General features: G+C 71.8%; 22 protein-coding genes and 1 pseudogene. 8 read left to right on the top strand and 15 right to left on the bottom strand.

Annotated features, from left to right (window positions below; all coding sequences use genetic code 11):
• The 5 genes and pseudogenes from MB828_RS34220 to leuA all read right to left on the bottom strand — a co-directional run.
• Positions 1-420 (bottom strand): annotated as a pseudogene (locus MB828_RS34220) (hypothetical protein); the annotation flags it as partial.
• Entirely contained in the window at positions 417-950 is a 534-nt protein-coding gene (locus tag MB828_RS34215) for a SigE family RNA polymerase sigma factor (RefSeq protein WP_301651568.1), read from the bottom strand. The gene MB828_RS34215 and the pseudogene MB828_RS34220, both read right to left, overlap by 4 nt.
• 77 nt (positions 951-1,027) lie before the next feature.
• Complete coding sequence (locus MB828_RS34210) at positions 1,028-2,206, bottom strand: sialidase family protein (protein WP_133022363.1); 1,179 nt, start codon at positions 2,204-2,206, stop codon at positions 1,028-1,030.
• Positions 2,207-2,315: 109 nt separating this feature from the next.
• A complete protein-coding gene (locus MB828_RS34205; RefSeq protein ID WP_046729848.1) occupies positions 2,316-3,011 on the bottom strand; it encodes a TerB family tellurite resistance protein in 696 nt (231 codons plus the stop codon).
• A 185-nt stretch (positions 3,012-3,196) separates the two neighbouring features.
• The gene (gene leuA / locus MB828_RS34200) at positions 3,197-4,918 is read right to left on the bottom strand and encodes a 2-isopropylmalate synthase (protein WP_133021991.1); all 1,722 of its coding nucleotides are present in this window, start codon (positions 4,916-4,918) and stop codon (positions 3,197-3,199) included.
• Between the two features lie 320 nt (positions 4,919-5,238).
• On the opposite strand from leuA, the gene MB828_RS34195 reads away from it, so the two are divergent.
• The 4 genes from MB828_RS34195 to MB828_RS34180 all read left to right on the top strand — a co-directional run bounded on the left by MB828_RS34195 (position 5,239) and on the right by MB828_RS34180 (position 9,311).
• Complete coding sequence (locus tag MB828_RS34195; protein ID WP_301651567.1) at positions 5,239-6,324, top strand: M4 family metallopeptidase; 1,086 nt, start codon at positions 5,239-5,241, stop codon at positions 6,322-6,324.
• 21 nt (positions 6,325-6,345) lie between these two features.
• Complete coding sequence (locus MB828_RS34190; RefSeq protein ID WP_046729845.1) at positions 6,346-6,612, top strand: protealysin inhibitor emfourin; 267 nt, start codon at positions 6,346-6,348, stop codon at positions 6,610-6,612.
• Between the two features lie 90 nt (positions 6,613-6,702).
• Positions 6,703-8,049: a GH1 family beta-glucosidase gene (locus MB828_RS34185; protein WP_430381470.1), complete on the top strand. Its 1,347-nt coding sequence runs from the start codon at positions 6,703-6,705 to the stop codon at positions 8,047-8,049.
• Positions 8,046-9,311 (top strand): MFS transporter, encoded by a 1,266-nt coding sequence (locus MB828_RS34180; RefSeq protein WP_133021987.1) that lies wholly within the window; start codon positions 8,046-8,048, stop codon positions 9,309-9,311. The genes MB828_RS34185 and MB828_RS34180 overlap by 4 nt, the downstream gene beginning before the upstream one ends.
• Before the next feature lie 32 nt (positions 9,312-9,343).
• On the opposite strand, the gene MB828_RS34175 is transcribed toward MB828_RS34180, so the two are convergent.
• The gene (locus tag MB828_RS34175; RefSeq protein ID WP_133021986.1) at positions 9,344-10,201 is read right to left on the bottom strand and encodes an NAD-dependent epimerase/dehydratase family protein; all 858 of its coding nucleotides are present in this window, start codon (positions 10,199-10,201) and stop codon (positions 9,344-9,346) included.
• A 122-nt stretch (positions 10,202-10,323) separates the two neighbouring features.
• On the opposite strand from MB828_RS34175, the gene MB828_RS34170 reads away from it, so the two are divergent.
• Positions 10,324-11,172, top strand: a complete 849-nt coding sequence (locus tag MB828_RS34170) for a helix-turn-helix transcriptional regulator (RefSeq protein ID WP_301651565.1) — start codon at positions 10,324-10,326, stop codon at positions 11,170-11,172.
• A gap of 138 nt (positions 11,173-11,310) precedes the next feature.
• Here MB828_RS34170 and era read toward each other — a convergent pair whose 3' ends face one another.
• Positions 11,311-12,279, bottom strand: coding sequence for a GTPase Era (era, locus tag MB828_RS34165; RefSeq protein WP_301651564.1), 969 nt, complete (start codon positions 12,277-12,279; stop codon positions 11,311-11,313).
• A 142-nt stretch (positions 12,280-12,421) separates the two neighbouring features.
• On the opposite strand from era, the gene MB828_RS34160 reads away from it, so the two are divergent.
• Entirely contained in the window at positions 12,422-13,732 is a 1,311-nt protein-coding gene (locus tag MB828_RS34160) for an ammonium transporter (RefSeq protein WP_301651563.1), read from the top strand.
• Positions 13,729-14,067, top strand: a complete 339-nt coding sequence (locus MB828_RS34155) for a P-II family nitrogen regulator (protein ID WP_046729838.1) — start codon at positions 13,729-13,731, stop codon at positions 14,065-14,067. The genes MB828_RS34160 and MB828_RS34155 overlap by 4 nt, the downstream gene beginning before the upstream one ends.
• On the opposite strand, the gene MB828_RS34150 is transcribed toward MB828_RS34155, so the two are convergent.
• The 8 genes from MB828_RS34150 to MB828_RS34115 form a co-directional block, all read right to left on the bottom strand.
• Positions 13,961-15,031 carry a WxL protein peptidoglycan domain-containing protein gene (locus tag MB828_RS34150; RefSeq protein ID WP_301651562.1) on the bottom strand — a complete coding sequence of 357 codons (1,071 nt, stop codon included), beginning with the start codon at positions 15,029-15,031 and terminating at the stop codon, positions 13,961-13,963. The genes MB828_RS34155 and MB828_RS34150 overlap by 107 nt on opposite strands.
• Positions 15,032-15,149: 118 nt before the next feature.
• A complete protein-coding gene (locus tag MB828_RS34145; RefSeq protein ID WP_301651561.1) occupies positions 15,150-16,484 on the bottom strand; it encodes a beta-xylosidase in 1,335 nt (444 codons plus the stop codon).
• 156 nt (positions 16,485-16,640) lie between these two features.
• Positions 16,641-17,108 (bottom strand): hypothetical protein, encoded by a 468-nt coding sequence (locus MB828_RS34140; protein WP_207920470.1) that lies wholly within the window; start codon positions 17,106-17,108, stop codon positions 16,641-16,643.
• Between the two features lie 578 nt (positions 17,109-17,686).
• The gene (locus MB828_RS34135; protein WP_133021980.1) at positions 17,687-18,037 is read right to left on the bottom strand and encodes a cytidine deaminase; all 351 of its coding nucleotides are present in this window, start codon (positions 18,035-18,037) and stop codon (positions 17,687-17,689) included.
• Between the two features lie 95 nt (positions 18,038-18,132).
• The gene (locus MB828_RS34130; protein ID WP_301651560.1) at positions 18,133-18,492 is read right to left on the bottom strand and encodes an MmcQ/YjbR family DNA-binding protein; all 360 of its coding nucleotides are present in this window, start codon (positions 18,490-18,492) and stop codon (positions 18,133-18,135) included.
• Positions 18,489-19,793 carry a hemolysin family protein gene (locus tag MB828_RS34125; RefSeq protein ID WP_133021978.1) on the bottom strand — a complete coding sequence of 435 codons (1,305 nt, stop codon included), beginning with the start codon at positions 19,791-19,793 and terminating at the stop codon, positions 18,489-18,491. The genes MB828_RS34130 and MB828_RS34125 overlap by 4 nt, the downstream gene beginning before the upstream one ends.
• Positions 19,794-19,814: 21 nt before the next feature.
• The gene (gene ybeY, locus MB828_RS34120; protein ID WP_046732884.1) at positions 19,815-20,312 is read right to left on the bottom strand and encodes an rRNA maturation RNase YbeY; all 498 of its coding nucleotides are present in this window, start codon (positions 20,310-20,312) and stop codon (positions 19,815-19,817) included.
• A 14-nt stretch (positions 20,313-20,326) separates the two neighbouring features.
• On the bottom strand, positions 20,327-21,394 hold the full coding sequence (locus tag MB828_RS34115; protein WP_301651559.1) for a PhoH family protein: 1,068 nt from the start codon (positions 21,392-21,394) through the stop codon (positions 20,327-20,329).
• Between the two features lie 275 nt (positions 21,395-21,669).
• On the opposite strand from MB828_RS34115, the gene MB828_RS34110 reads away from it, so the two are divergent.
• Positions 21,670-22,359 (top strand): FAD binding domain-containing protein, encoded by a 690-nt coding sequence (locus MB828_RS34110; RefSeq protein ID WP_301651558.1) that lies wholly within the window; start codon positions 21,670-21,672, stop codon positions 22,357-22,359.
• The last annotated feature ends 136 nt before the right edge of the window (positions 22,360-22,495 follow it).

The raw sequence follows: 22,495 nt of genomic DNA, 5'->3' as shown, positions 1-22,495 counted from the left end.
GTCCAGCAGCTGGTGTGCCGCGGACGCCGGGCGGGCGGGGTTTGTCGGGGTCGCCACCGGTGCCGAGGTGGTCGGGGCCGGGGCGGTCGGGGTCGAGGCCGACGCGGTGGCCGGGCCGGTCGGGGTGGCCTGGCCGGTCGGGGCGGGGCGGGCGCTGGAGAGCACGGTGGGGGCGGGGCCGGCCGGGCCCGGAGCGGCGGTGCCGCCCAGCGCGTACGCGCCGACCGGGACCGCCGCCAGCGCCGCCAGCGCCGCCCCGGTCACGCCCCTCCGGCGGCGCCGCTCCACCAGGCCCCGCCGGCGGATCTCCGGGTACGGCACCGGCGACGGCCGTACCCGCGCCGCGTCCCCGGCCAGCAACCCCCGCAGGCGCTCCTCGAAGTCCGGCTCCGCTCCGCCGCCCTGCGTCTCTTCGCTCACCTGGTGCCTCCCTGCGCGGGCGTCGCGTGGCTCATGGCCTGCGCGAGCCCCGGAATCGTACGCAACTTGGCCAGGCCCTTGGACGCCTGGCTCTTCACGGTGCCCGGGGAGCAGCCGAGCACGTCGGCGACCTCCGCCTCGGACAGGTCCTCCCAGTACCGCAGCACCACCACCGCACGCTGCCTGGGCGGCAGTTGGGCCAGCGCGGCGAGCAGGGTGCCGCGCTCGTCGGCGCGGGTCACGGCGTCGTCGTACTGCGCGCGCTCCGGTGGCGCGGCGGTCAGCGCCTCGGTGACCCGGCGTTTGCGGAACCTGTCGCTGTTGCAGCTGACCAACATGCGGCGGACGTAGGCCTCCGGGCGGTCGGTCCGTGAGACGCGGCGCCATGACCGGTACGCCTTCGCCAGCGCGGTCTGCGTGAGGTCCTCCGCGTGGTGTGGATCTCCGGTGAGCAGATAGGCGGTCCGGACCAGATGGGTCCACCTCGCTCTGACGAATTCCTGGAACTGGGCCTCTAGTTCGGCCTGCATCGGGCCACCCCCTCGCCCTCCAGACCACCGGAGGCCCCGATTCGGTTGCCCTGCGGGCGGGGTGGCGCGGGCCGCCCCTAGGCGGGGGTTCTGAGCCGGCGGAACTCGATGGTGTCGTACGCCGTTCGCGTGCCCGTCTCGTACAGCACCCCCACCGTGCCCTTGGCCACCTCCACCAGGTCCGAGTAGGCCGCCTTGAGGCCGGAGAGGGTGGTGACCCGGTCGAAGGTGATGCCCTCGTCCGTGCTGGTCCACAGGGCCATGGCCTTGCGGGCCGTCGGCACCGAAGGGGCCGAGAACAGCAACGGTGCGTCGGTGCCCGGCAGTTGCAGGACCGATCCCTCGACCACGGGGACCTGCCGGAGCGTCGGCTGCACGGTGAACCCGGCGTCCAGGGTCTCGGCGCCGTCGCTGGACCAGGCGTTGAGCCGGTTGCCGGGGCTGGAGCCGTTCTGGTCACGGGCGTTGAAGTAGAGGCGGCCGTCGGGCAGCTCGGCGGCGGTGGTCTCGTTGGCGTTGTCGTGACCGCTGTAGGAGTCGTCGACGAACCCGAGGTGCCAGCTGCGGCCGTGGTCGTCGCTGTAGAGGGCGTGGCCGCCGTAGTACCTGGCCTCCCGGCCGGTGTCCGGGGAGCCGGCGCGCGGGGCGGCGGAGTGGTCGGCGGCGACCACCAGGCGGCCGCGGTGCGGTCCCCGGGTGAGTGCGACGGCGTGGCCGGGGCCGGTGGCGTACCAGCGCCAGCCGGCCGGTTTCACCTGGGCGGTGATCTCGTGCGGGCCGGTGAAGTGGCGTCCGTCGTCCCGGCTGCGCTGCACGAACACCCGGCGGCTCTGCTCCCTGGTGACCTGGCCGCGCATGATCTGGTCCTCGCTCACCGAGCCGTCGTTGTAGGAGGTCACGAGGACGACGTCGCCGCTGACCGGGTCGACGACGGGCGCCGGGTTGCCGCGGGTGTTCCCCTTGCCGTCGGCCACCACCCGCAGCGGGTCCCAGGTGCAGCCGCCGTCGGTGGAGCGTCTCAGTACGACGTCGATGTCACCGCTGTCACCGGTGGTGGAGTGCCGGCCCTCGGCGAAGGCGAGCAGGGTGCCGTGCCAGGTGCGGACGACGGCCGGGATGCGGTACTGGGCGTAGCCGTTCTCGCCGGAGACGTAGGGCACGGAGGACTCGCAGGTGGCCGCCCAGGCCCTGGGCCCGGCCGTGAACGCCCCGAGAAGCAGGGAGCCGGCCAGGGCGATTCGGCCGGCGCGGGTCACAGGAGACACATGGGTCACTCTTCCATGTTCCGCCCGCCCGCCTTCCCCGCACTCCCACAACGACCGAACGGGTCACGCGGTTTGGCGGCCCGTCAGGTCCGCCCGCCGGTCAGGAGGGGGTGCGGGCGGCGGCCAGCAGCCGGGTGACGTCGTCCGCGCAGATGGTGAGGGCCGCGCCGACCGTGCCGAGGACCTCGCGCTCCGGGTGGGTGTAGGGGCCGTCGGCGAGGGCGATCCGGGCGCCCTGGAGGAGCAGGGACTCGCGTCCCGCGGGGGCGAGATGCGGGGCCAGCGGGTCGAGTGCCTCGTGCAGCTCTATGGCGAGGCTCGCGCCGCCCGGCTGCTCGAAGACCCGGCCGGTGTCCGCGGCGAGGGCGTCCACGAGGGCGCCGAGCTGGTCCTCCGTGGCGTCCTCGAAACCGGCGGCGCGCACCGCGACCGCCGCCGCCTCCAGGGACGCACGGGAGCAGGTGCCGCCCGCGGCGAGCACGGCGAGGGCGACGGTGTGCACGGCGTCGCGGAGCATCGCCGAGAAGCGGGAGGTGGTGGGGTGGTCGAGGACGTCGGTGCCGTAGTGGTGGCGGCAGGCGGCGCACTCCACGACCGGGCCGGTGGTGCCGCGGGGCAGCACGGGCACGCCGAGCAGGGTGAAGCGGCGGCGGCCGGTGAGCCGCTGGTAGTTGCGGTCGCCCCCGCAGCCCGGGCAGAAGAACTCGCCGTCGCCCACGGGTGTCCATGCGGTGCGGGTGCCCAGAATGCGGGCAGGCCTGACGTCTCGGCCGTCTCGTCCCCGTACTGGCAGCACGTCGCACCTCCGTAACGCCGTGGCAACATCGCCACCGCTGGCGTGATGTTAGCCACAGGGAGGAGGTGGAGTCAGTACCGCGTACGAGACCTTTCCGTGATCTTCATGGCCGGATGGCCGAGAAACAGCGGGACCCTGATCGCCGTATGCGGTGATCAGGGTCCCTAAACCGCCGGTCAGGGGGGTTATCGTGCCGCGCGGTTGACGGCGGAGACGACCGCCTTCAGCGACGCACGCGTCGTGTTCGCGTCGATGCCGATTCCCCACAGAACCTTGCCGTCGATCGCGCATTCGATGTACGAGGCGGCCTGCGCGGAGGCGCCCTCGCTCATCGTGTGCTCCTGGTAGTCCAGCAGCCGTACGTCGATGCCCAGACCCTGCAACGCGTCGAAGAACGCGGAGATCGGGCCGTTGCCGGAGCCGGCCAGGACGGTGTCCTCGCCGTCGACGGTGGCCTCGACGGTCAGGGTGTCCACGCCGTCGGTGTCGGTGGTCGACTGGCCCGTCCTCACCTGGACCCGGCCCCAGGGGTTCTCCGGGTTGGGCAGGTACTCGTCCTGGAAGACCGACCAGATGTCGGAGCCGGTGACCTCGCCGCCCTCGGCGTCCGTCTTGGCCTGGATGATCTTCGAGAACTCGATCTGCATCCGGCGCGGCAGGTCCAGCTTGTGGTCGTTCTTCAGGACGTACGCGATACCGCCCTTGCCGGACTGCGAGTTGACCCGGATGACCGCCTCGTAGGAGCGGCCGACGTCCTTCGGGTCGATCGGCAGGTACGGCACCGCCCACTCGATGTCGTCGACGGTGACGCCCTTGGCGGCCGCGTCGGCCTCCATGGCGTCGAAGCCCTTCTTGATGGCGTCCTGGTGGGAGCCGGAGAAGGACGTGTAGACCAGGTCGCCCACGTACGGGTGGCGCGGGTGGACCTCCATCTGGTTGCAGTACTCCCACACCCGGCGGATCTCGTCGATGTCGGAGAAGTCGATCTGCGGGTCGACGCCCTGCGAGAACAGGTTCATGCCCAGCGTGACCAGGTCGACGTTGCCGGTGCGCTCACCCTGTCCGAACAGGCAGCCCTCGACGCGGTCGGCGCCGGCCATCAGCGCCAGCTCGGCGGCGGCGACGGCGGTGCCGCGGTCGTTGTGCGGGTGGACGGAGATGCAGACGTGCTCGCGGCGCGACAGGTTGCGGCCCATCCACTCGAAGCGGTCGGCGTGCGTGGACGGCGTCGAACGCTCCACCGTGGCCGGCAGGTTGAGGATGATCTCGCGGCCCGGACCCGGCTGGTAGACGTCCATGACCGCCTCGCAGACCTCCAGCGCGAAGTCCAGCTCGGTGTCGGTGAAGATCTCGGGGCTGTACTGGTAGCCGAACTCGGTCTCCGGACCCAGCAGCTTCTCCGCGTACTCCATCACCAGGCGGGTGCCGTCGACGGCGATCTGCTTGATGTCGTCCTTGGAGCCACGGAAGACCACCCGGCGGAAGACCGGGGCGGTGGCGTTGTACAGGTGCACGGTGGCCCGCCGGGCGCCCTTCAGCGACTCCACGGTCCGCTCGATCAGGTCCTCGCGGGCCTGGGTCAGTACGGAGATCGTCACGTCGTCCGGGATCGCGCCCTCTTCCTCGATGATCGAGCGCACGAAGTCGAAGTCGGTCTGGCCGGAGGCGGGGAAGCCGACCTCGATCTCCTTGTAGCCCATCTTGACCAGCTGGTCGAACATCCGGCGCTTGCGCTCGGGCGACATCGGGTCGATCAGGGCCTGGTTGCCGTCGCGCAGGTCGGTGGAGAGCCAGCGGGGAGCCTGGGTGATCCGCTTCCCGGGCCAGGTGCGGTCCGGGATGTCCACCTGCTCGTAGCGGCCGTACTTGTGGATCGGCATGGTGCTGGGCTGCTGGCGGTTCGCCATGATTGCGGGGCTCCTAGTGGGTGTCCGGAAGGACGGCCGACGACGCAACACGAAGCTCCGCGGGGAGGGAGTCGACCTGGACTACAGGCCCTCGCCGCGGCAGCTAAGAAGAAGCAGCCCGAAACGCATGATGCTCCGCATGCTAGTCGAGCCCCTTCGGACGCGGGGCGCCGTATCAGTATGCGGGACCGTGCGGAGAAATAGGACAAAACGTGCGCCATACCACCCTCCCTCACGGAGCGTGGTCAATTGTCACGGTATTTCACCAATCATGGTTGCAGGTAGTGACAGCCGTGTGACCCGGTGCGAAGGTGCGGTGCATGACGACCAACGGGGGCTCTGAGCCCGTCATCCGCCGCACGCCCGTCTTCTGCGGGATCGTGCCGCCGCACATCCTGGACCACCTCGCCCAGCACGAGGACCAGTCGCTCTCCGACGCGGCGCTGCGCACCCTGCAGCACGACGCCGCCGCCCGCACCCGCCGCCGCGTGACCGCGGTCCGCACCCTGGCGGCCGCCGCCGCCCCGGCTGCCGCCGACAGCACGCCCCACCGCACGATCTACGACGCCGGCCACCGCACCGACCTCCCCGGCACCGAGGTCCGCGCGGAGGGCTCCGAGCCCGGCCAGGACGCCACGGTCAACCGCGCCTACGCGGGCCTCGGCGCCACCTTCGACCTGTACCTGAAGGCGTACGCGCGCGACTCCATCGACGGCGAGGGCCTGCCGCTGAACGCGAGCGTCCACTACGACGTCGACTACGACAACGCCTTCTGGAACGGCGAACAGATGGTGTTCGGCGACGGCGACGGCGAGATCTTCACCGACTTCACCAGCTCCGTGGACGTCATCGGCCACGAGCTCACGCACGGCGTCACCCAGTACACCGCCAACCTGGAGTACTACGGGCAGTCCGGCGCCCTCAACGAGTCGGTCTCCGACGTCTTCGGCTCGCTCATCAAGCAGTACTCCCTCGGGCAGACCGCCGACCAGGCGGACTGGCTGATCGGCGAGGGCCTGCTCGCGCCCGGCGTGCACGGCGTGGCGCTGCGCTCGATGAAGGCCCCGGGCACGGCGTACGACGACCCGCGCCTCGGCAAGGACCCGCAGCCCGCGACCATGCGGCACTACGTGCGGACCAGCCGGGACAACGGCGGCGTGCACATCAACTCCGGCATCCCCAACCACGCCTTCTACCTGGTCGCCACCGCCCTCGGCGGCAACGCGTGGGAGAAGGCCGGGCAGATCTGGTACGACGTGCTCACGGGCGGCGAACTCGCCTCGGACGCCGACTTCGCGGACTTCGCGAAGCTCACCGTGGCGGCGGCCAAGGCCCGCTACCAGGACGGCGCGGAGACCAAGGCGGTGCTCGGCGCCTGGGCACAGGTGGGGGTGCCGACCGCCTGAATCCGTACTACACAGGGACCCATGCGTATTCAGGTGAGGCGTACGGGCGGGTTCGCGGGCATCGAGCGCCGGGCCGAGGTGGACACCTCCGGCCGGCCCGACGCCCATGAGTGGCAGGCCCTGGCCGAGCAGGCGCTCGCGGCCGGCCGGGGCACGCCACCGCCCGGGGTGCCGGACGGGTTCGCGTACGAGATCACGGTGGACGGGCGGACGGTGTACGCGGCCGACCCGCGGCTGACGGACGGACAACGCGAACTGATCTCACGGGTGCTGAAGGAAGGCGCGTGAACCGGTCGGGTAACGGGTAGGTCCCGCGCGGGTGTTGGCAGCATGCGACAGTTCACGCCAGGGCGTTGACTTCTGTTACCGGGGGTAAGGATGATCCCGGCCATGGCGACTGACGCGGTCCATCCGACCCCCTCCCTCCCCCGCTTCCCGGACGGCTTCCTCTGGGGTGTGTCGACCTCGGCCCATCAGATCGAGGGCGCGGCCGACGAACGCGAGCCGTCCGTGTGGGACGCGTTCGAGGCGGAGCCCGGCCGGATCAAGGACGGCTCGACGGCGGCGGTGGCCTGCGACCACGTCCACCGCCACCGCGAGGACGTGGCCCTGCTGGCCGGCCTCGGCGTGGACGCGTACCGCTTCTCCTTCTCCTGGCCCCGGGTGCGGACGGCGGGCGGCCTGGACTTCTACGACCGGCTCGTCGACGACCTGTGCGCGGCGGGCGTACGGCCGGTCCCCACCCTCTTCCACTGGGACCTGCCGTCCGCCCTGGAGGAGAAGGGCGGCTGGCTGGAACGGGACACCGCCGCCCGCTTCGCCGACCACGTCTCGACGGTCGCGGACCGGCTCGGCGACCGGGTCAAGAAGTGGATCACCCTCAACGAGCCCGCCGAACACACCTTGTTCGGCCACGCGCTGGGCGCCCACGCCCCCGGCAGGCGGCTGATGTTCGACGCCCTGCCGGTCGCCCACCACCAGCTTCTCGCGCACGGTCTGGCGGTACGGGCGCTGCGCGCGGCCGGCGCCGGCGACATCGGCATCGCCAACTCGCACGGCCCGACCTGGCCGGCCTCGCGGGAGCAGCCGGACCTGGAGGCGGCCGCCTTCTACGACCTCCTCCTCAACCGCCTGTTCGCCGAGCCGGTCCTGCTCGGCGAGTACCCCGACGGCATGGGCGACCTGATGCCCGGCGACGTCGCGGCCGACCTGAAGGTGATCGCCGAACCGCTGGACTGGTACGGCGTCAACTACTACTCCCCCACCAAGGTGGGCGCCCCGCAGGGCACCGAGATCGAGTTCGGCGGGCTCACCCTCCCCGCCGAACTCCCCTTCTCCGTACAGGACATCGAGGGCGTCCCGGTGACGGACTTCGGCTGGCCGGTGGTCCCCGAGGGCCTCACCGAACTCCTCACCGGCTTCCGCGACCGCTACGGCGACCGGCTCCCGCCCGTCGTCATCACCGAGAACGGCTGCTCGTACGAAGGCCTCGACGACCAGGACCGGATCGCCTACCTGGACGGCCACATCCGGGCGCTGCACAAGGCGATCGAGGCCGGGGTGGACGTGCGCGGCTACTTCGTCTGGTCGCTCCTCGACAACTTCGAGTGGGCGGAGGGCTACGAGCGCCGCTTCGGCCTGGTGCACGTCGACTACGCGACCCGGACGCGGACGCCGAAGTCGTCGTACGGCTGGTTCCGGGACGCGCTGCGGGCACAGAGATGACGACGACCCGCGACCCGGCCGGGGAGCCGGCCGCCCTGGCGGAGCCGGTGGCGCGGGTCGGCCGGTCCTGGACCTGGGCGCTGTGTCTCGCCAACGGGGCGATCTGGGTGGGCTGGTACGGCCCCCTGCAGATCCTGCTCGCCTCCCAGGCCGAGGACTTCGCGCCCGGCACGGGGATGTCCAAGGAGACGGTGCTGGCCTGGGTGACGGGCGCCGGCGCCGTGGTCTCCCTGCTGGCGAACCCGCTGTTCGGGGCGCTGTCGGACCGGACGACGTCCCGGTGGGGCCGGCGCACCCCGTGGATCGTCGCCGGTACGGCGGGCGGGGCGCTGTCCCTGCTGCTGCTCGCGGGCGCCGGCGGCACGGGGACGATGGTGCTCGGCTGGTGCCTGGTCCAGCTGACGCTGAACGCGGCGTTCGCGGCGGTGACGGCCGCGGTGCCGGACCGGGTGCCGCGGCTCCAGCGCGGCTCGGTGGGCGGCTGGCTGGGCGCCGCGCAGATCCTCGGGGTGGTCGGCGGCACCGGTCTCGCGACGGCCGCCGGAGGTGTCGCGGCGGGCTATGCGGCGTGCGCGGTGTTCACGGCGGTGGGCGTCCTGCCGTACGTGCTGCGCCACCCGGATCTGCGGCTGGCGCCGGCGGACCGGCCGCCCTGGTCCTGGCGGGGCTTCCTCACGGGCTTCTGGCTGAGCCCGCGCCGCCACCCGGACCTGGGCTGGGCCTGGCTGACCCGTTTCCTGATCAACCTCAGCAACGCGCTGGTGCTGCTGTACCTCCTGTACTACCTGCGGGACCGGCTGCACCACCACGACCCCGAACAGGGCGTGCTGGTCCTGACCGCGGTGAACGGGCTGACGCTGCTGGCGACCGTCGTGGTCGGCGGGGTCTGGTCGGACCGGGTGGGGCGGCGCAAGCCGTTCGTGGTCTGGTCGGGGATGCTGATGGCGGCGGCGACCGCGCTGCTGGCCGCATGGCAGACCTGGCCGGGCGCGATCGTCGCCGCGGCGCTGCTCGGCATCGGCTTCGGGGTGTTCACCTCCGTGGACTTCGCGCTGATGACGGACGTCCTGCCGAAGGCCCTGGACCGCGGCAAGGACCTCGGCGTGATCAACGTCGCCAACGCCCTGCCGCAGGTGGCGGCGCCCGCCCTCGCCGCGCCGATCGTGACGTACCTGGGCGGCTACCGGATGCTGTACTTGGTGGCGGCGGTGATCGGGCTGGCGGGGGCGGGACTGGTGGGGCGGATACGGGGGGTCGACTAGCCCCGAATACGGAGGGCGACCAGCCGCGAGTCCTACAGGGCTCCGGCGTCCCGGGCGGTCCAGACGCTGGGATAGATCGGCCGGAAGCCGAGGTCCCGGCGGATCCGCTGGTTCGACATGATCCCGAACCAGGGGTCGGGGTCGGTGCGGCCGTACAGGGCGGCGGGCACCTCGACGCCGTTGAGCCGGTGCAGCTCCACCGTCGTGACCGGGGCGTCGTCGGCGATGTTGTACACCGGGCCGTTCACCGCGGGCGCGTACAGCAGCCGCAGCAGCCCCTGCGCGACATCCGCGTGGTGGGCCATCTGGAGCCGCTGCGCGGGCGCCCAGTGCGCGGCCCAGTGCATGACGTTCGCGAGGTGCGGGTCGCCCTCGCCGTAGACGAAGGGCAGCCGTCCGATCCGTACCTCCATCTCCCCGCCGAGCGCGAGCAGTTCCCGCTCGGCGCTGATCTTGGACTCGGCGTAGGCGCCCCACATCTCGCCGCCGGGCCGGCTCTCGTCGTCCTCGGTCAGCGGACGGCCGCGTCCGGTGCCGTACACGTTCCCGGTGCTGACCTGCACGAACCGTCGTACCCCGGCGGCCCGGGCGGCCCGCCCCAGGGCCACGGCCGCGTCCCGGTTGACCGCCCAGGCCTCCTCGTCGGGAACGCCCCGGAAGGCGGCCGCCACGTTCACGACGGCGTCGGCCCCGGCCACCGCCTTGCCCAGCGCCTCCTCGTCCCGCAGGTCCCCGGCGACGACCTCGGCGCCCAGTGCCGCGAACGGCTCCCCGCGGGCCGCGTCCCGGACGAGGACCCGCACCTCCTCGCCCGGCTGCCGCTGTGCCAGCAGCCGGGGCACGAGCCGCCGCCCGACCTGTCCGGTGACACCGGTGACGAGAGTGATCATGGCCATCTCCTTCGTTCTGGTGCCACCACCCTCCGCCGCGCCGGCGGCCACCGGGAGAGACCTCCTGATCAGGGGATCGACGGTCCCTGGATAAGCCGGGCGCCCCGGGTCACCCTGGAGAGGTGAACCGTCCCGAACTCGCCGACTTCCTGCGCCGCGCCCGCACCCGCCTGGACCCCGCCGACGTGGGCCTCGCGCCCGGCGCCCGGCGGCGCACCCCCGGGCTGCGGCGCGAGGAGGTGGCCTCGCTGGCCGGCATGTCGGCCGACTACTACGCCCGTCTCGAACAGTCCCGGGGCCCGCGACCGTCCCGTCAGATGCTGACGGCACTGGCCCGCGCGCTGCGGCTGACCGAGGACGAACGGGACCACCTGTTCCACCTGGCCGGCGAGGAGCCACCGCGCCGGGCGGCGGCGAGCACCCATGTCGGCCCCGGTCTCCTCCTGGTCCTGGACCGGCTGCACGACACCCCGGCGCTGGTGACGACCGACTGCGGGGAGGTCCTGGCCCAGAACGCGCTGTCGCGGGCGCTGAGCGGGGACGTCCTGGCCCGGCCGCCGCGCGAGCGCAACCTGCTCCGCCGCTACTTCCTGGACCCGGCCTCCCGTGACCTCTTCCCGCCGGAGGACCGCCCGGCCCGGGCCCGCGAACACGTGGCGAACCTCCGCGCGGTGGCCGCGGCCCGCCCCACCGACCCCGCCCCGGCCGCCCTGGTCGCCGAACTCCGCTCCGGCAGCGAGGAGTTCGCGGAGCTCTGGGCCGCACACGAGGTGGCGGTGCGCCGCGCGACCAGGAAACGCTTCCTGCACCCCGCCGTCGGCCTCCTGGAACTCGACTGCGAGGTACTCCTCAACGCCGAGACCCACCAGCAACTCGTCATCCACACCGCCCGCCCGGGCACGGAGTCGCACGAACGCCTGCAACTGCTCAGGGTGATAGGCCTCCAGAACCTGACCCCCAGCCCCACCTGAAGGCAGCGAGGAGGCGGTACCCCGTGGGGACGCGTGGGGACGCAGGTGGACCGTGACCGGCAGATCCGCATCCGGGTCGGCGCCCCGTTCCGGGAGCCGTGACCGTCCGGACCGCGGGGCTGCCGGTCGGAGCCGTTCTCAGAACCCCAGGCGGCGCAGTTGCTTGGGGTCGCGCTGCCAGTCCTTGGCCACCTTCACGTGGAGGTCGAGGAAGACCGGGGTGCCGAGCAGGGCCTCGATCTGCTTGCGGCTCTTGATGCCGACCTCCTTCAGGCGCTTGCCCTTGGGGCCGATGATGATGCCCTTCTGGCTGGGGCGCTCGATGAACAGGTTGGCGTGGATGTCCAGGAGGGGCTTGTCCGCGGGGCGGTCCTCGCGCGGGAGCATCTCCTCGACGACGACGGCGATGGAGTGCGGGAGCTCGTCGCGGACGCCTTCGAGGGCCGCCTCGCGGATCAGCTCCGCGATCATGACCTGTTCGGGCTCGTCGGTGAGGTCGCCCTCCGGGTAGAGGGCCGGGCCCTCGGGCAGGAGCGGGACGAGCAGGTCGGCCAGCAGGCTCACCTGCTTGTCGCCGACCGCCGACACGGGGACGATCTCGGCCCACTCGAAGCCCAGCTCCTTGCCGAGCTGGTCGATCGCGATCAGCTGTTCGGCGAGGGTCTTGGAGTCGACGAGGTCGGTCTTGGTGACGACGGCGACCTTGGGGGTCTTCTTGATCCCCGCGAGTTCCTTCGCGATGAAACGGTCACCGGGACCGATCTTCTCGTTCGCCGGCAGGCAGAAGCCGATCACGTCGACCTCGGCCCAGGTGGTGCGGACCACGTCGTTCAGCCGCTCGCCGAGCAGCGTGCGCGGCTTGTGCAGGCCCGGGGTGTCCACGAGGATCAGCTGGGCGTCCTCCCGGTGCACGATCCCCCGGACCGTGTGCCGCGTGGTCTGCGGCTGGTTCGCGGTGATCGCCACCTTCTGCCCGACCAGAGCGTTCGTGAGGGTGGACTTGCCCGCGTTGGGGCGCCCGACGAAACAGGCGAAGCCCGCCCGGTGGACGGTCTCCGACGATTCCGACGGCTCGGCTGACTGGCTGCGAACGCTCATGCCCCCCATTCTCCCTGATCCACGACACCCCGCCGCACCGTGAGATCCCGGTAACCCGGACGCAACGAAACGTCACGGAAACACAGCCGTACGCGACCGGAAACGGGAACCGGTGACCCTCTGACGAGCCCCCACGACGTTGGAGACGCCCGTGTACCTCGCCGCCGCGCATGCCGACACCGGTGACACCGCCTGGCTGCTCGCCGCCACCGCCCTGGTCCTGCTGATGACCCCGGGCCTGGCCCTGTTCTACGGCGGTATGGTCCGCACCAAGAGCGTCCTCAACATGCTGATGATGAGCTTCGTGTCGATCGCCCTGGTCACGGTGGTGTGGCTGGCGGGCGGCTACTCGCTGGCCTTCGGGGACGACGCCTGGGCGGGGCTGATCGGCGGCCTGCGGCACGCGGGGATGAGCGGTCTCGGTCCTGACAGCGTCCAGGGCAGCGTCCCCACCCTCCTCTTCGCCACCTTCCAGCTCACCTTCGCGATCGTCACGGCCGCGCTGATCAGCGGCGCGGTCGCGGACCGGGCGAAGTTCGGGGCGTGGCTGGTGTTCGTGCCGGTGTGGGCGGTGCTCGTATACGTTCCCGTCGCGCACTGGGTGTGGGGCCCCGGCGGCTGGATCGTGCACCACCTGGGCGCCCTGGACTTCGCGGGCGGCCTGCCCGTCGAGATCACCTCGGGCGCCTCGGGTCTCGCGCTCTGCCTGGTCCTCGGCCCGCGGCTCGGGTTCAAGAAGGACGCGATGCGCCCGCACAACCTGCCGATGGTGATCCTGGGCGCCGGGCTGCTCTGGTTCGGCTGGTTCGGCTTCAACGCGGGCAGCGCGCTCGGCGCGAACGGTCTCGCCGCCGCCGCGTTCCTCAACACCATGGCGGCCGGCTGCACGGGCCTGCTGGGCTGGCTCTTCGTCGAGCAGAAGCGCGACGGCCACCCCACCACCCTGGGCGCGGCCTCCGGCGCGGTCGCGGGGCTGGTCGCGATCACCCCGTCCTGCGGCTCGGTCTCCCTGCTCGGCGCGCTCGTCGTCGGCCTCGCCGCGGGCGTGGTCTGCTCGTACGCCGTGTCCTGGAAGTTCAAGCTGGACTACGACGACTCGCTCGACGTCGTCGGCGTCCACCTGGTCGGCGGCGTCATCGGCACCCTCCTGATCGGCCTGTTCGCCGAGAAGGCGATGACCGGCGGCACCGAGGGTCTCCTCTACGGCGGCGGGCTCGCCCAGCTGGGCAGGCAGGCGGTGGCCGTCGTGGTCGTGGCCGGGTACGCCTTCACGGTGACGTACGGCATCGGCAGGCTGCTGGACCGGACGATGGGTTTCCGGGCCAGCCAGGAGCAGGAGCACACCGGCCTCGACCTTACGGTGCACGCCGAGACGGCTTACGATCACGGGGTCCTGGGCCATGGCGCCCCGGTCTCCCACTCCGTCCTCCCCGCCGCTCAGAAGGTCAGCACCCAGCCATGAAGCTCATCACCGCGATCGTCAAGCCCTACCGCCTCGACGCGGTGAAGACCGCGCTCCAGGAGCTCGGTGTGCACGGTCTGACCGTGACCGAGGCCAGCGGGTACGGCCGGCAGCGCGGCCACACCGAGGTGTACCGCGGCGCCGAGTACCGGGTCGACCTGGTGCCCAAGGTCCGCATCGAGGTCGTCGTCGAGGACGCCGACGCCGAACCGGTCATCGAGGCGGTGGTCAGGGCCGCGCAGACGGGGAAGATCGGGGACGGGAAGGTGTGGGCGCTGCCGGTGGAGACGGTCGTACGGGTGCGGACGGGCGAACGCGGCCCCGACGCGCTCTGAGACACCGGGCGGGCGACGGGAGGCCGCGGCCCCGGCGCAGCCGGGCGAAGAGCGTGCCCCCTGCCACCCCGGCGACGAACACCAGCGCCAGCACCAGCCACGGCAGGGCCAGGAAGGACGCGCTCGCCGACTCCGTGGTGCCGGTCGCGCTGGCCGTCAACGTCACCTTCCCCCAGTCCAGTTGGGGTGCGTCCGGCCAGGTGGCGGTGAGCCGGACCCGCTCCCCCGGCAGCAGTTCGGAGGGGACCTTGGTGAGGGTGCGGCTGAGCAGCGTACGGCCGAACAGTCCCTCCGCGCGCAGCCGCACCTTGGGGTTCAGGGTGACGTTCCCGGTGTTGTGCAGCGTGTAGGTGATGGTCGCCGTGCTGTCGCCGAGGCCGGGGACCAGCGGCTGGTGATGGCCGACGTGCACGTTCTCGACGGCGACGGCGGGCAGCGTCGGACCGTTCACCCGCAGGTAGACCCGGGCGCCGACGGCCCGCCGCACGCCGAGCGCGAGCGTGCCCGCGCCCGGGTCGACACGCTCGTCCAGGGCCACGATCGCACCCGGGTGGTCGCCGGGCTCCGCTCCCCGCGGCACCCGCAGCGTGAAGGGAACCGTCACCGTCCGGTGCGGGGGCACGGTGACCCGTGCCTTGGAGAGCTTCGCCCAGGCCCCCACCCCCCGCATCCTCTCCGTCACCGTGCGGACGGCGAAGCCACCGTCCCGCGCGGTGTTGTAGGCGTCGGCCGCGTACAGCCGGAAGGTCAGCGGCCTGCCGGTCTTGTTGGCGACGGCCACCTTGTCGGTGAGGGTCTGCCCGGGGTCGAGGGAGAGATAGAAGTACGGCCGCGCCGCGATCTTCGAGGCGACCGGGTAGACGGACCAGCTGCCGTTGTCGGCGGCGCGCGCGGGGGACGCCGTGAGGAGGGCGCCAAGGAGCAGGCTCAGGAGGAGGACATACGGCTTGGCGCGACGACGCATGGGTGCGGACCCCCGGTCGGAAGCGGTCGGAAGCGGCCGGAACGGCTGTGAGCGGGCGGTGGCCGGGTGGGTGGTGGCCGGGCGGGTGCGCGTCCGGCCATCACACGGTGGAGTCGGCTCAGGTGAGCGTCAGGGTGAGGACTCCGGAGTACGACCCCGGAGGCGTGAACGCCGGTACGTCCAGGGAGAGTCCGGCGTCGACGGTGAACTGGCCGCCGGTGAGCGCCCCGTCCGGGGCCGACGCGAGGGTCGCTCCGGAACCGCCGACGGTGCCCGCCGAACCGGCCGCGCAGGTGCTGGGGCTGCCCGCCTTGGTCGCGCAGGCGGGGGTCCAGCTGAGCCTGCCCGCGTCGATCTTGGCGCCGGGACCGGTGAAGTCGGTGACCTTGCCGGTGAGCGACCAGCCGGCCGGACCGCCACGGAAGTCCTTGACGGTGACGGTCCGCAACGCGCCGGTGGAGGCCCCGCCCTGACCGAAGTCGACCGCCGACAGCGCGACGGAGTCCCCGGCCTGGGACATGGACAGCGTCCCCGCCTTGACGGTGGTGGTCAGCTTCTGGCTGCCGTCCGGCACGGGGGTGGTGTCGTTCACGACGTAGGCGGCCGGCCCGGCCCCCAGGTCGTCGCTCCAGGCACTGCCCTCGTACGCCACGATCCCGGTCGTCGTCCTGTCGTTGACGACGAGGGGAGCGCTGAAACTGCCGTCGCTGCCCGCGGTGGCGGTCGCCGTGTCCGCGGTCTGGCCGGCGCCGGACCGCCCGGCGAGCGTCACGGTGGCGCCCGGGGTGAAGTTCTGCCCGCTGACGGTCACGCTGTCACCGGGGTTCCCGGAGGCCGAACCAAGGCTGATGGCACGGTTGTTGACCGGGGTGGTGGAGGTCGCCGTGACGGTCTCGGACACCGGGGCGGGCGGGTTGGTGACCGTGCACGGGGTGTCCAGCTCCAGGATGTAGCTGGTGTGGATGTTGTAGTCGCCGGGCGAGAGCGTGATGGCGCCCGGCGAGGTCACGGTGAACGTCCCGGTCATCGAGAACGACGGGAAGGTCCCGTAGCCGGGTACCGGGTCGTTCTTCTTCGGCCCGGTCACCGTCACGTCGCCCGTCTGCGCGCCGCCCAGGGTCACCTTGCCCGTCGGCGTCATGATGTCGGCCGGCAGGGCGAGGGCGGTGGGGTTGTTGGCGGCGGGCGTGACCACGGTGTAGGTCACGGTGACCGTGTCGCCGACCTTCGGGGCGGTGTTGTCCACCGCGATACTGGCGGTGGTGGTGCCGTCGATCGGCGGGAGGCCCGCGACGGCCGGCGGGATGCAGTGCGTGGCGAAGTCGACGTTCGTCCCGGCGGCACCGGCCGGGCAGGCCAGCGCGCCGCCCGCCGTGACCGCGAGCGCGGTCGCCCCGAACAGTGAGATCCAGCGCCACCGTCGGGATCTTCGTGATCCTGGGGGTGAACCCATCTTTGCCCCCTCCTGAGGGTTGCGGGCGCAGCGGCTCCTCTGCGCCGACAGGGGGCCATTGATGTGGAGGGCGCGTGAGAAGTCAATGGAGATGCCGCAGAAAACTGACGGTTCATCAGCTTCTGCGGCATCCGGAACGAACCCGTCAGCCGGCCGTCAGAAGACGAAGGGGCCGGGTGACTGGGCGGCGCTGGACGTACAGGTTACCGTCACGCCGAAGATGACCATCTTGAGCGAGCCGCCGTAGAAGTCGAGGCTGTCGCCGGAGGCCACGGTGCCGGGGAGCGGGCCGACGGTGACCGCGGAGCCGGCGGCCATGGCCGGGTTCACGGTGCCGCTGAAGACCCTGCTGGCTCCGGCCGAGTTGGACATGGTGAGCGTGGAGGCGATGGAGTTCGCCGACAGGGCCAGCGGGGTGGTGATCGCGCTGGAGGTGAGCGTGAGGGTGGCGGAGGTGCCGCTCTGGGTGGCCGTGAGGGTGGCCGCGCCACCGCCGAAGATGCCGCAGCTGGCGGTGACGGTCGCGGTGGTCGGGGTGACGGCGGCGGCCGAGGGCGCGAAGGCCAGCGCCGTTGCGGCGAGGGCCCCCGCCGCGAGTGCCGCACCGGTGGTGATTCGCTTCATGGGGACAGTGCTCCCTTCCCGTTGCAGGTTGCGTGGGAATGCCATGTGGGGATGGCGACGCCCCCGATTCGGGTGGATGCGGGCACACCGCGGGACGCCGTGTCCGACGCCCCGCCCAGATCTGACGGTCCGTCGGAACGTACGGTCCCCATTGATGCCCCAGCGCCACAGACCGACAAGGTTGAATTCCGGCCGACCTTTCCCCAGGGGGTGACCGAAGGGCACCGGGGCGCTGCGCGAAGGGGGGCGGCCGGAAGGGAGCGGCGGCGCCTTTACGGAGGGGCGGTTGCGGCGGTGGCGCGGCTGCGGGTGGGTGGGGGCTGGTCGCGCAGTTCCCCGCGCCCCTTGAGGTGGGACCAGTCGGAGTGGTTCGCAAACCGCTTGAGGTGGGACCAGTCGGAGTGGTTCGCAAGGGCTGCCGTCGGAGCGCGCGTGAGGGTCGAGCGACCACGACGGCGCCGCACCCGCCCGACACACCCTCACCCACCGGAGTCAACGAAGTCCCGCCCCTCCCCCGACGGAGTCAGCCGAGACCTCGCTGCCCGGCGGACCGAGTCGGGTGGGCGGGTGGAAAAGGACTAGGCAGGGACAGTGCGCCGAACCTCCCCGTCGGCCCCCGCCAGCAGCACCGGCGTCCCCGGCCCCCCGAGATCCCGCACCGCGGCCAGGTCCTCGGCGTCGATCTCCCCGGCCCCCGAGACGACCGCCGCCGCCTCCAGCGACTCCGCCCCCGACGCCACCGCCATCGCCACCGCCGTCCGCAGCGCGCTCAGCTTCAGCGAGGCCAACTCCACGGTCCCCGCCACATACGTACGGCCCGTGGAGTCCCGTACCGCCGCCCCCTCGGGCACCCCGTTGCGGGCCCGGGCCGAGCGGGCCAGGGTGACGATCTTGCGGTCCTCGGGGTCAAGCGCGTTGCTGTCGGTCATGCCCCCGAGCATACGAACCCCCCACTTGACCCGGTCAACCCGGAACCGACCCAGCCCGATCCGGTCCGCCCCTGTCCGACCCGGCCCGGTCCCGTTCACGGCCGGTCGAGACGCAGTCGCTCGGACCTCGGCAGTCCGGCCACGACGAGGTCGTATGAGTCCTCGATCAGTTCCCTCACCAGACGGTCGGGAAGCCCGCCGTCCACGGTCACCGTGTTCCAGTGCCGTTTGTTCATGTGGTAGCCGGGCGCGATCAGCCCCTCGTGGTCGGCGCGCAGCCGTACCGCGTCCTCGGGGTCGCACTTGAGGTTGACCTTGAGGGGCTTCGCGTCGATCCAGCTCAGCGCGAACATCTTGCCGAGCACCTTGAACACGGAGATGTCCGGGTTGAAGGGGAAGTCCTCCACGGCCGCGTTGAAGGACAGGCAGTGGGCGCGCAACTGGTCCGGGGTCACTCGGTGCCGTCCCCCTCCGGGTCGTCGGCCGCGGGCACCGGCTCCACCAGCACCGTCACGATCTTGTTCCGGCGGCCGGCGGCCGACTCCGCGGTCAGCGCCAGCTTGCGGCCGTCGGGGAGTTCGACCTGGGCGGAGGCCCCGGCGATCGGCACCCGGCCGAGCGCCTTGGCGAGCAGCCCGCCGACGGTCTCCACGTCCTCGTCGTCGTACTCGTCGAGCCCGTACAGCTCCCCGAGGTCGGTGATGTCGAGGCGGGCGGTGACCCGGTAGCGGTCCTCGCCGAGGTCGGTGACCGGCGGGAGCTCACGGTCGTACTCGTCGGTGATCTCGCCGACGATCTCCTCCAGGATGTCCTCGATGGTGACGATCCCGGCCGTGCCGCCGTACTCGTCGATGACGACGGCGACGTGGTTGCGTTCCTTCTGCATCTCGCGCAGCAGGTCGCCGGCGTTCTTGGTGTCGGGCACGAAGAACGCCGGCCGCATGGCGGTGGAGACCAGGTCGGACTCGGCGTCCCGGCTGATGTGCGTCTTGCGGACCAGGTCCTTCAGGTACACGATCCCGACGATGTCGTCCTCGCTCTCCCCGGTGACGGGGATCCGGGAGAACCCGGACCTGAGGGCGAGGGTGAGGGCCTGCCGGATGGTCTTGTACCGCTCGATGACGACGAGGTCGGTACGCGGCACCATGACCTCCCGCACCAGCGTGTCGCCCAGTTCGAAGACCGAGTGCACCATCCGGCGCTCGTCGTCCTCGATCAGCGACTCCTTCTCGGCGAGGTCGACCAGCGCGCGCAGTTCGGCCTCGGAGGCGAACGGCCCGCGCCGGAACCCCTTGCCGGGGGTGAGCGCGTTGCCGAGCAGGATGAGGAGATACGGGACCGGGCCCATGATCCTGGCCAGCGGCAGCAGCACGTACGCGGCGGCCGTGGCCGTGTTCAGCGGGTGCTGGCGGCCGATGGTGCGCGGCGAGACGCCGACGGCGACGTACGACACCAGGACCATCACGCCGATCGCGGCGAGCAGCGCCTGCCAGGTGGCGGGGATCTCCTGGAGGCAGGCGTAGGTGACGAGGGCCGCCGCCGCCATCTCGCAGGCGACCCGGACCAGCAGGGCCACGTTGAGGTAGCGGGTGGGGTCGGCGGCGACCTGGGCGAGCTTGGCGCTGCCGCGCCGCCCGGACTTCACCGCCTCCTCGGCGCGGAAGCTGGAGACACGGGCGATACCGGCCTCCGCGCAGGCGGCCAGCCAGGCCACGACGACCAGCGCGATCGCGCCGAGGACGATCTGCGGACTCATATGGATACGACCCGGCCCCGGTCAGGAGACGGTCGGCGCCGGGGACGGGCCGGTCAGGCCCTGCTCCGCGCGCCAGCCGTCCACGATGGCCGCCTGGAGGCCGAACATCTCGGCCTTCTCGTCGGGCTCCTCGTGGTCGTAGCCCAGCAGGTGCAGCACTCCGTGGACGGTGAGCAGCTGGAGCTCCTCGTCCATGGAGTGCTGGGTGTCGGCCTCGGCCCCCTGCTTGGCGGCGACCTCCGGGCAGAGCACGATGTCGCCGAGCAGCCCCTGCGGCGGCTCGTCGTCGTCCTTCGACGGCGGCCGCAGCTCGTCCATCGGGAACGACATCACGTCGGTCGGACCCGGCAGGTCCATCCACTGGATGTGCAGCTGCTCCATGGCGTCGGCGTCCACGACGATCACCGAGAGCTCGGAGAGCGGGTGGATGCGCATCCGTGCGAGTGCGTAGCGGGCGATGTCGAGGATCGCCTGCTCGTCGACCTCGGTTCCGGACTCGTTGTTGACGTCGATCGACATGGCGCGGTGCTTGTCTACTTCCCCTTGTGCCCGGACCTCGAGCGGCCGCCCTGGTGCGCGCCGTTCTCCGTGCCGTGCTTGCTGTCGTACTTCTCGTACGCGTCGACGATACGGCCCACCAGCTTGTGCCGTACGACATCGTGGGACGTGAGGCGGGAGAAGTGCACGTCCTCCAGGCCCTCCAGGATGTCCTGCACCTGGCGCAGACCGGACTTGGTGCCGTTCGGCAGGTCGACCTGGGTGACGTCACCCGTGATCACGATCTTCGATTCGAAGCCGAGGCGGGTCAGGAACATCTTCATCTGCTCGGGCGAGGTGTTCTGGGCCTCGTCGAGAATGATGAAGGCGTCGTTGAGGGTGCGGCCGCGCATGTAGGCGAGCGGCGCGACCTCGATCGTCCCGGCCGCCATCAGGCGCGGGATCGAGTCCGGGTCGAGCATGTCGTGCAGCGCGTCGTACAGGGGGCGCAGGTACGGGTCGATCTTCTCGTAGAGCGTGCCCGGCAGGAAGCCGAGCCGCTCCCCCGCCTCCACGGCCGGCCGGGTCAGGATGATGCGGTTGACCTGCTTGGACTGCAGGGCCTGCACCGCCTTCGCCATGGCCAGATACGTCTTGCCGGTACCGGCGGGGCCGATGCCGAAGACGATCGTGTGCTTGTCGATCGCGTCGACGTACCGCTTCTGGTTGAGGGTCTTGGGGCGGATGGTGCGGCCGCGCGAGGACAGGATGTTCTGGGTCAGAACCTGGGCCGGGGTCTCCTCCGGGCCCTCCCCGTTCTCACTCGCCCGCAGCATGGCGATCGAGCGTTCCACTGCGTCCTCCGTCATCGGCTGCCCGGTGCGGAGCACCAGCATCATCTCGTCGAACAGGCGCTGGACGAGGGCGACTTCGTGCGCCTCGCCGACCGCACTGATCTCATTGCCCCGGACGTGTATGTCGGCCGCCGGGAAGGCCTTCTCGATCACACGCAGCAGGGAGTCGCCGGATCCCAGCACGGTGACCATGGGGTGCTGGGCGGGAACCTCGAACTGAGCTCGGGCCTGCTGCTGCGCGGGAGAGTGAGCTGTGGGTGTCTGAGTCATGGGCCGGCGCTTAAGGCCTGCGGTTCCTCCTCATCACGGCCGCGTAGCTGAGGGCGGCCTCGCGGTATCAAGCGTACGACGCGGGACTGACAACGCCGTAGGCCTTTTCGCCGGGAAGGGCGCCCCCGTTGCCGCGATGAGCCCTGCATGCGCTCCGGCCCCCCAGGGCAGAATCCGAACGGCCGTCCGTATGTCCTGACAGATCCCTTCGGTGTTCTTCAGCGTTCTGGCGTGTTCTTCGGTGTTCTCCAGTGTTCTCAAGAAAGCAGGGAGCCGTGCAGCTGCGTCTGCCCACGTCGGTGTCCGAGGCCCGGGAGTGCCTGGCGGAGGGGGCGATACCCGTCGGCGGTGCGACCCTCGTGTGGGCCGCGTGGCAACGGGACGGCTTCCCGGAACAGGCGGTGTCCCTGCGGAAGGTGCCGGAGGCGACGGCGGTCGGGGGCGGGGTGCTGGGCGGCGCGGTGCTGCTGGGCCAGGTGGACGACCGGGTTCCGCGGGTGCTGCGGCAGGCGGCGAAGGGGGTCGGGACGGGGGCGGTGCGCCGGGCGGCGACGGTCGGTGGGAACATCGCCGGGTCCAGCCTGCGGGACCTGCTGCCGGCCGCGATGGTGCTGGACGCGCGGGCCGACGTGCTCACCGCGGACGGGGTGTACGAGGTGGAGCTGGCGGAGGTGGTGGCGAAGTCGCCGGTGCTGCTGGCGCTGCGCTGGCGGGAGCCGGTGGCCGGGGCGTACGCGAAGGTGCCGGACCCGGCGGGCGGGGAGGTGCCGAGCATCGTGGCGGCGGCGCTGGACACGGAGGGTGTGCTGCGGGTGGCGGTGCGCGAGGGGTACGCGGTGAGCGGGGGGAGTGTGGGGGCCGACGGGGGCGGGTTGGAGGAACTGTTCGCCGGTGAACTGTCGGGGGTGTCGGAGGCGGGGCGGCAGCTGGTGCGCGAGCAGGTCTCCAGGGTGCGGGGAGAGTAGGCAGGGGCGGCAAGGTCGTCACTCGGCTGCGGGCGGGTGGGGGCCGCCCGCGCAGTTCCCCGCGCCCCTGACGGGGCCCGTCCCACCCGCCCCACCTTTCAGCCCCCGTAGCTGCCGGCAGCCGTACCGCAGCACC

The sequence above is a fragment of the Streptomyces arenae genome (genome assembly GCF_022343545.1).
GTDB lineage: Bacteria > Actinomycetota > Actinomycetes > Streptomycetales > Streptomycetaceae > Streptomyces > Streptomyces humi.
This window is presented reverse-complemented; position numbering and strand designations above follow the sequence as displayed.

Bases quoted from the DNA above. Each gene is read 5' to 3' on its own strand.
- MB828_RS34215 (WP_301651568.1), bottom strand. From the start codon at position 950: ATGCAGGCCGAACTAGAGGCCCAGTTCCAGGAATTCGTCAGAGCGAGG.
- leuA (WP_133021991.1), bottom strand. From the start codon at position 4,918: ATGGCGAACCGCCAGCAGCCCAGCACCATGCCGATCCACAAGTACGGC.
- MB828_RS34195 (WP_301651567.1), top strand. From the start codon at position 5,239: ATGACGACCAACGGGGGCTCTGAGCCCGTCATCCGCCGCACGCCCGTC.
- MB828_RS34190 (WP_046729845.1), top strand. From the start codon at position 6,346: ATGCGTATTCAGGTGAGGCGTACGGGCGGGTTCGCGGGCATCGAGCGC.
- MB828_RS34185 (WP_430381470.1), top strand. From the start codon at position 6,703: ATGATCCCGGCCATGGCGACTGACGCGGTCCATCCGACCCCCTCCCTC.
- MB828_RS34180 (WP_133021987.1), top strand. From the start codon at position 8,046: ATGACGACGACCCGCGACCCGGCCGGGGAGCCGGCCGCCCTGGCGGAG.
- MB828_RS34175 (WP_133021986.1), bottom strand. From the start codon at position 10,201: ATGATCACTCTCGTCACCGGTGTCACCGGACAGGTCGGGCGGCGGCTC.
- era (WP_301651564.1), bottom strand. From the start codon at position 12,279: ATGGGGGGCATGAGCGTTCGCAGCCAGTCAGCCGAGCCGTCGGAATCG.
- MB828_RS34155 (WP_046729838.1), top strand. From the start codon at position 13,729: ATGAAGCTCATCACCGCGATCGTCAAGCCCTACCGCCTCGACGCGGTG.
- MB828_RS34150 (WP_301651562.1), bottom strand. From the start codon at position 15,031: ATGCGTCGTCGCGCCAAGCCGTATGTCCTCCTCCTGAGCCTGCTCCTT.
- MB828_RS34145 (WP_301651561.1), bottom strand. From the start codon at position 16,484: ATGGGTTCACCCCCAGGATCACGAAGATCCCGACGGTGGCGCTGGATC.
- MB828_RS34140 (WP_207920470.1), bottom strand. From the start codon at position 17,108: ATGAAGCGAATCACCACCGGTGCGGCACTCGCGGCGGGGGCCCTCGCC.
- MB828_RS34135 (WP_133021980.1), bottom strand. From the start codon at position 18,037: ATGACCGACAGCAACGCGCTTGACCCCGAGGACCGCAAGATCGTCACC.
- MB828_RS34125 (WP_133021978.1), bottom strand. From the start codon at position 19,793: ATGAGTCCGCAGATCGTCCTCGGCGCGATCGCGCTGGTCGTCGTGGCC.
- ybeY (WP_046732884.1), bottom strand. From the start codon at position 20,312: ATGTCGATCGACGTCAACAACGAGTCCGGAACCGAGGTCGACGAGCAG.
- MB828_RS34115 (WP_301651559.1), bottom strand. From the start codon at position 21,394: ATGACTCAGACACCCACAGCTCACTCTCCCGCGCAGCAGCAGGCCCGA.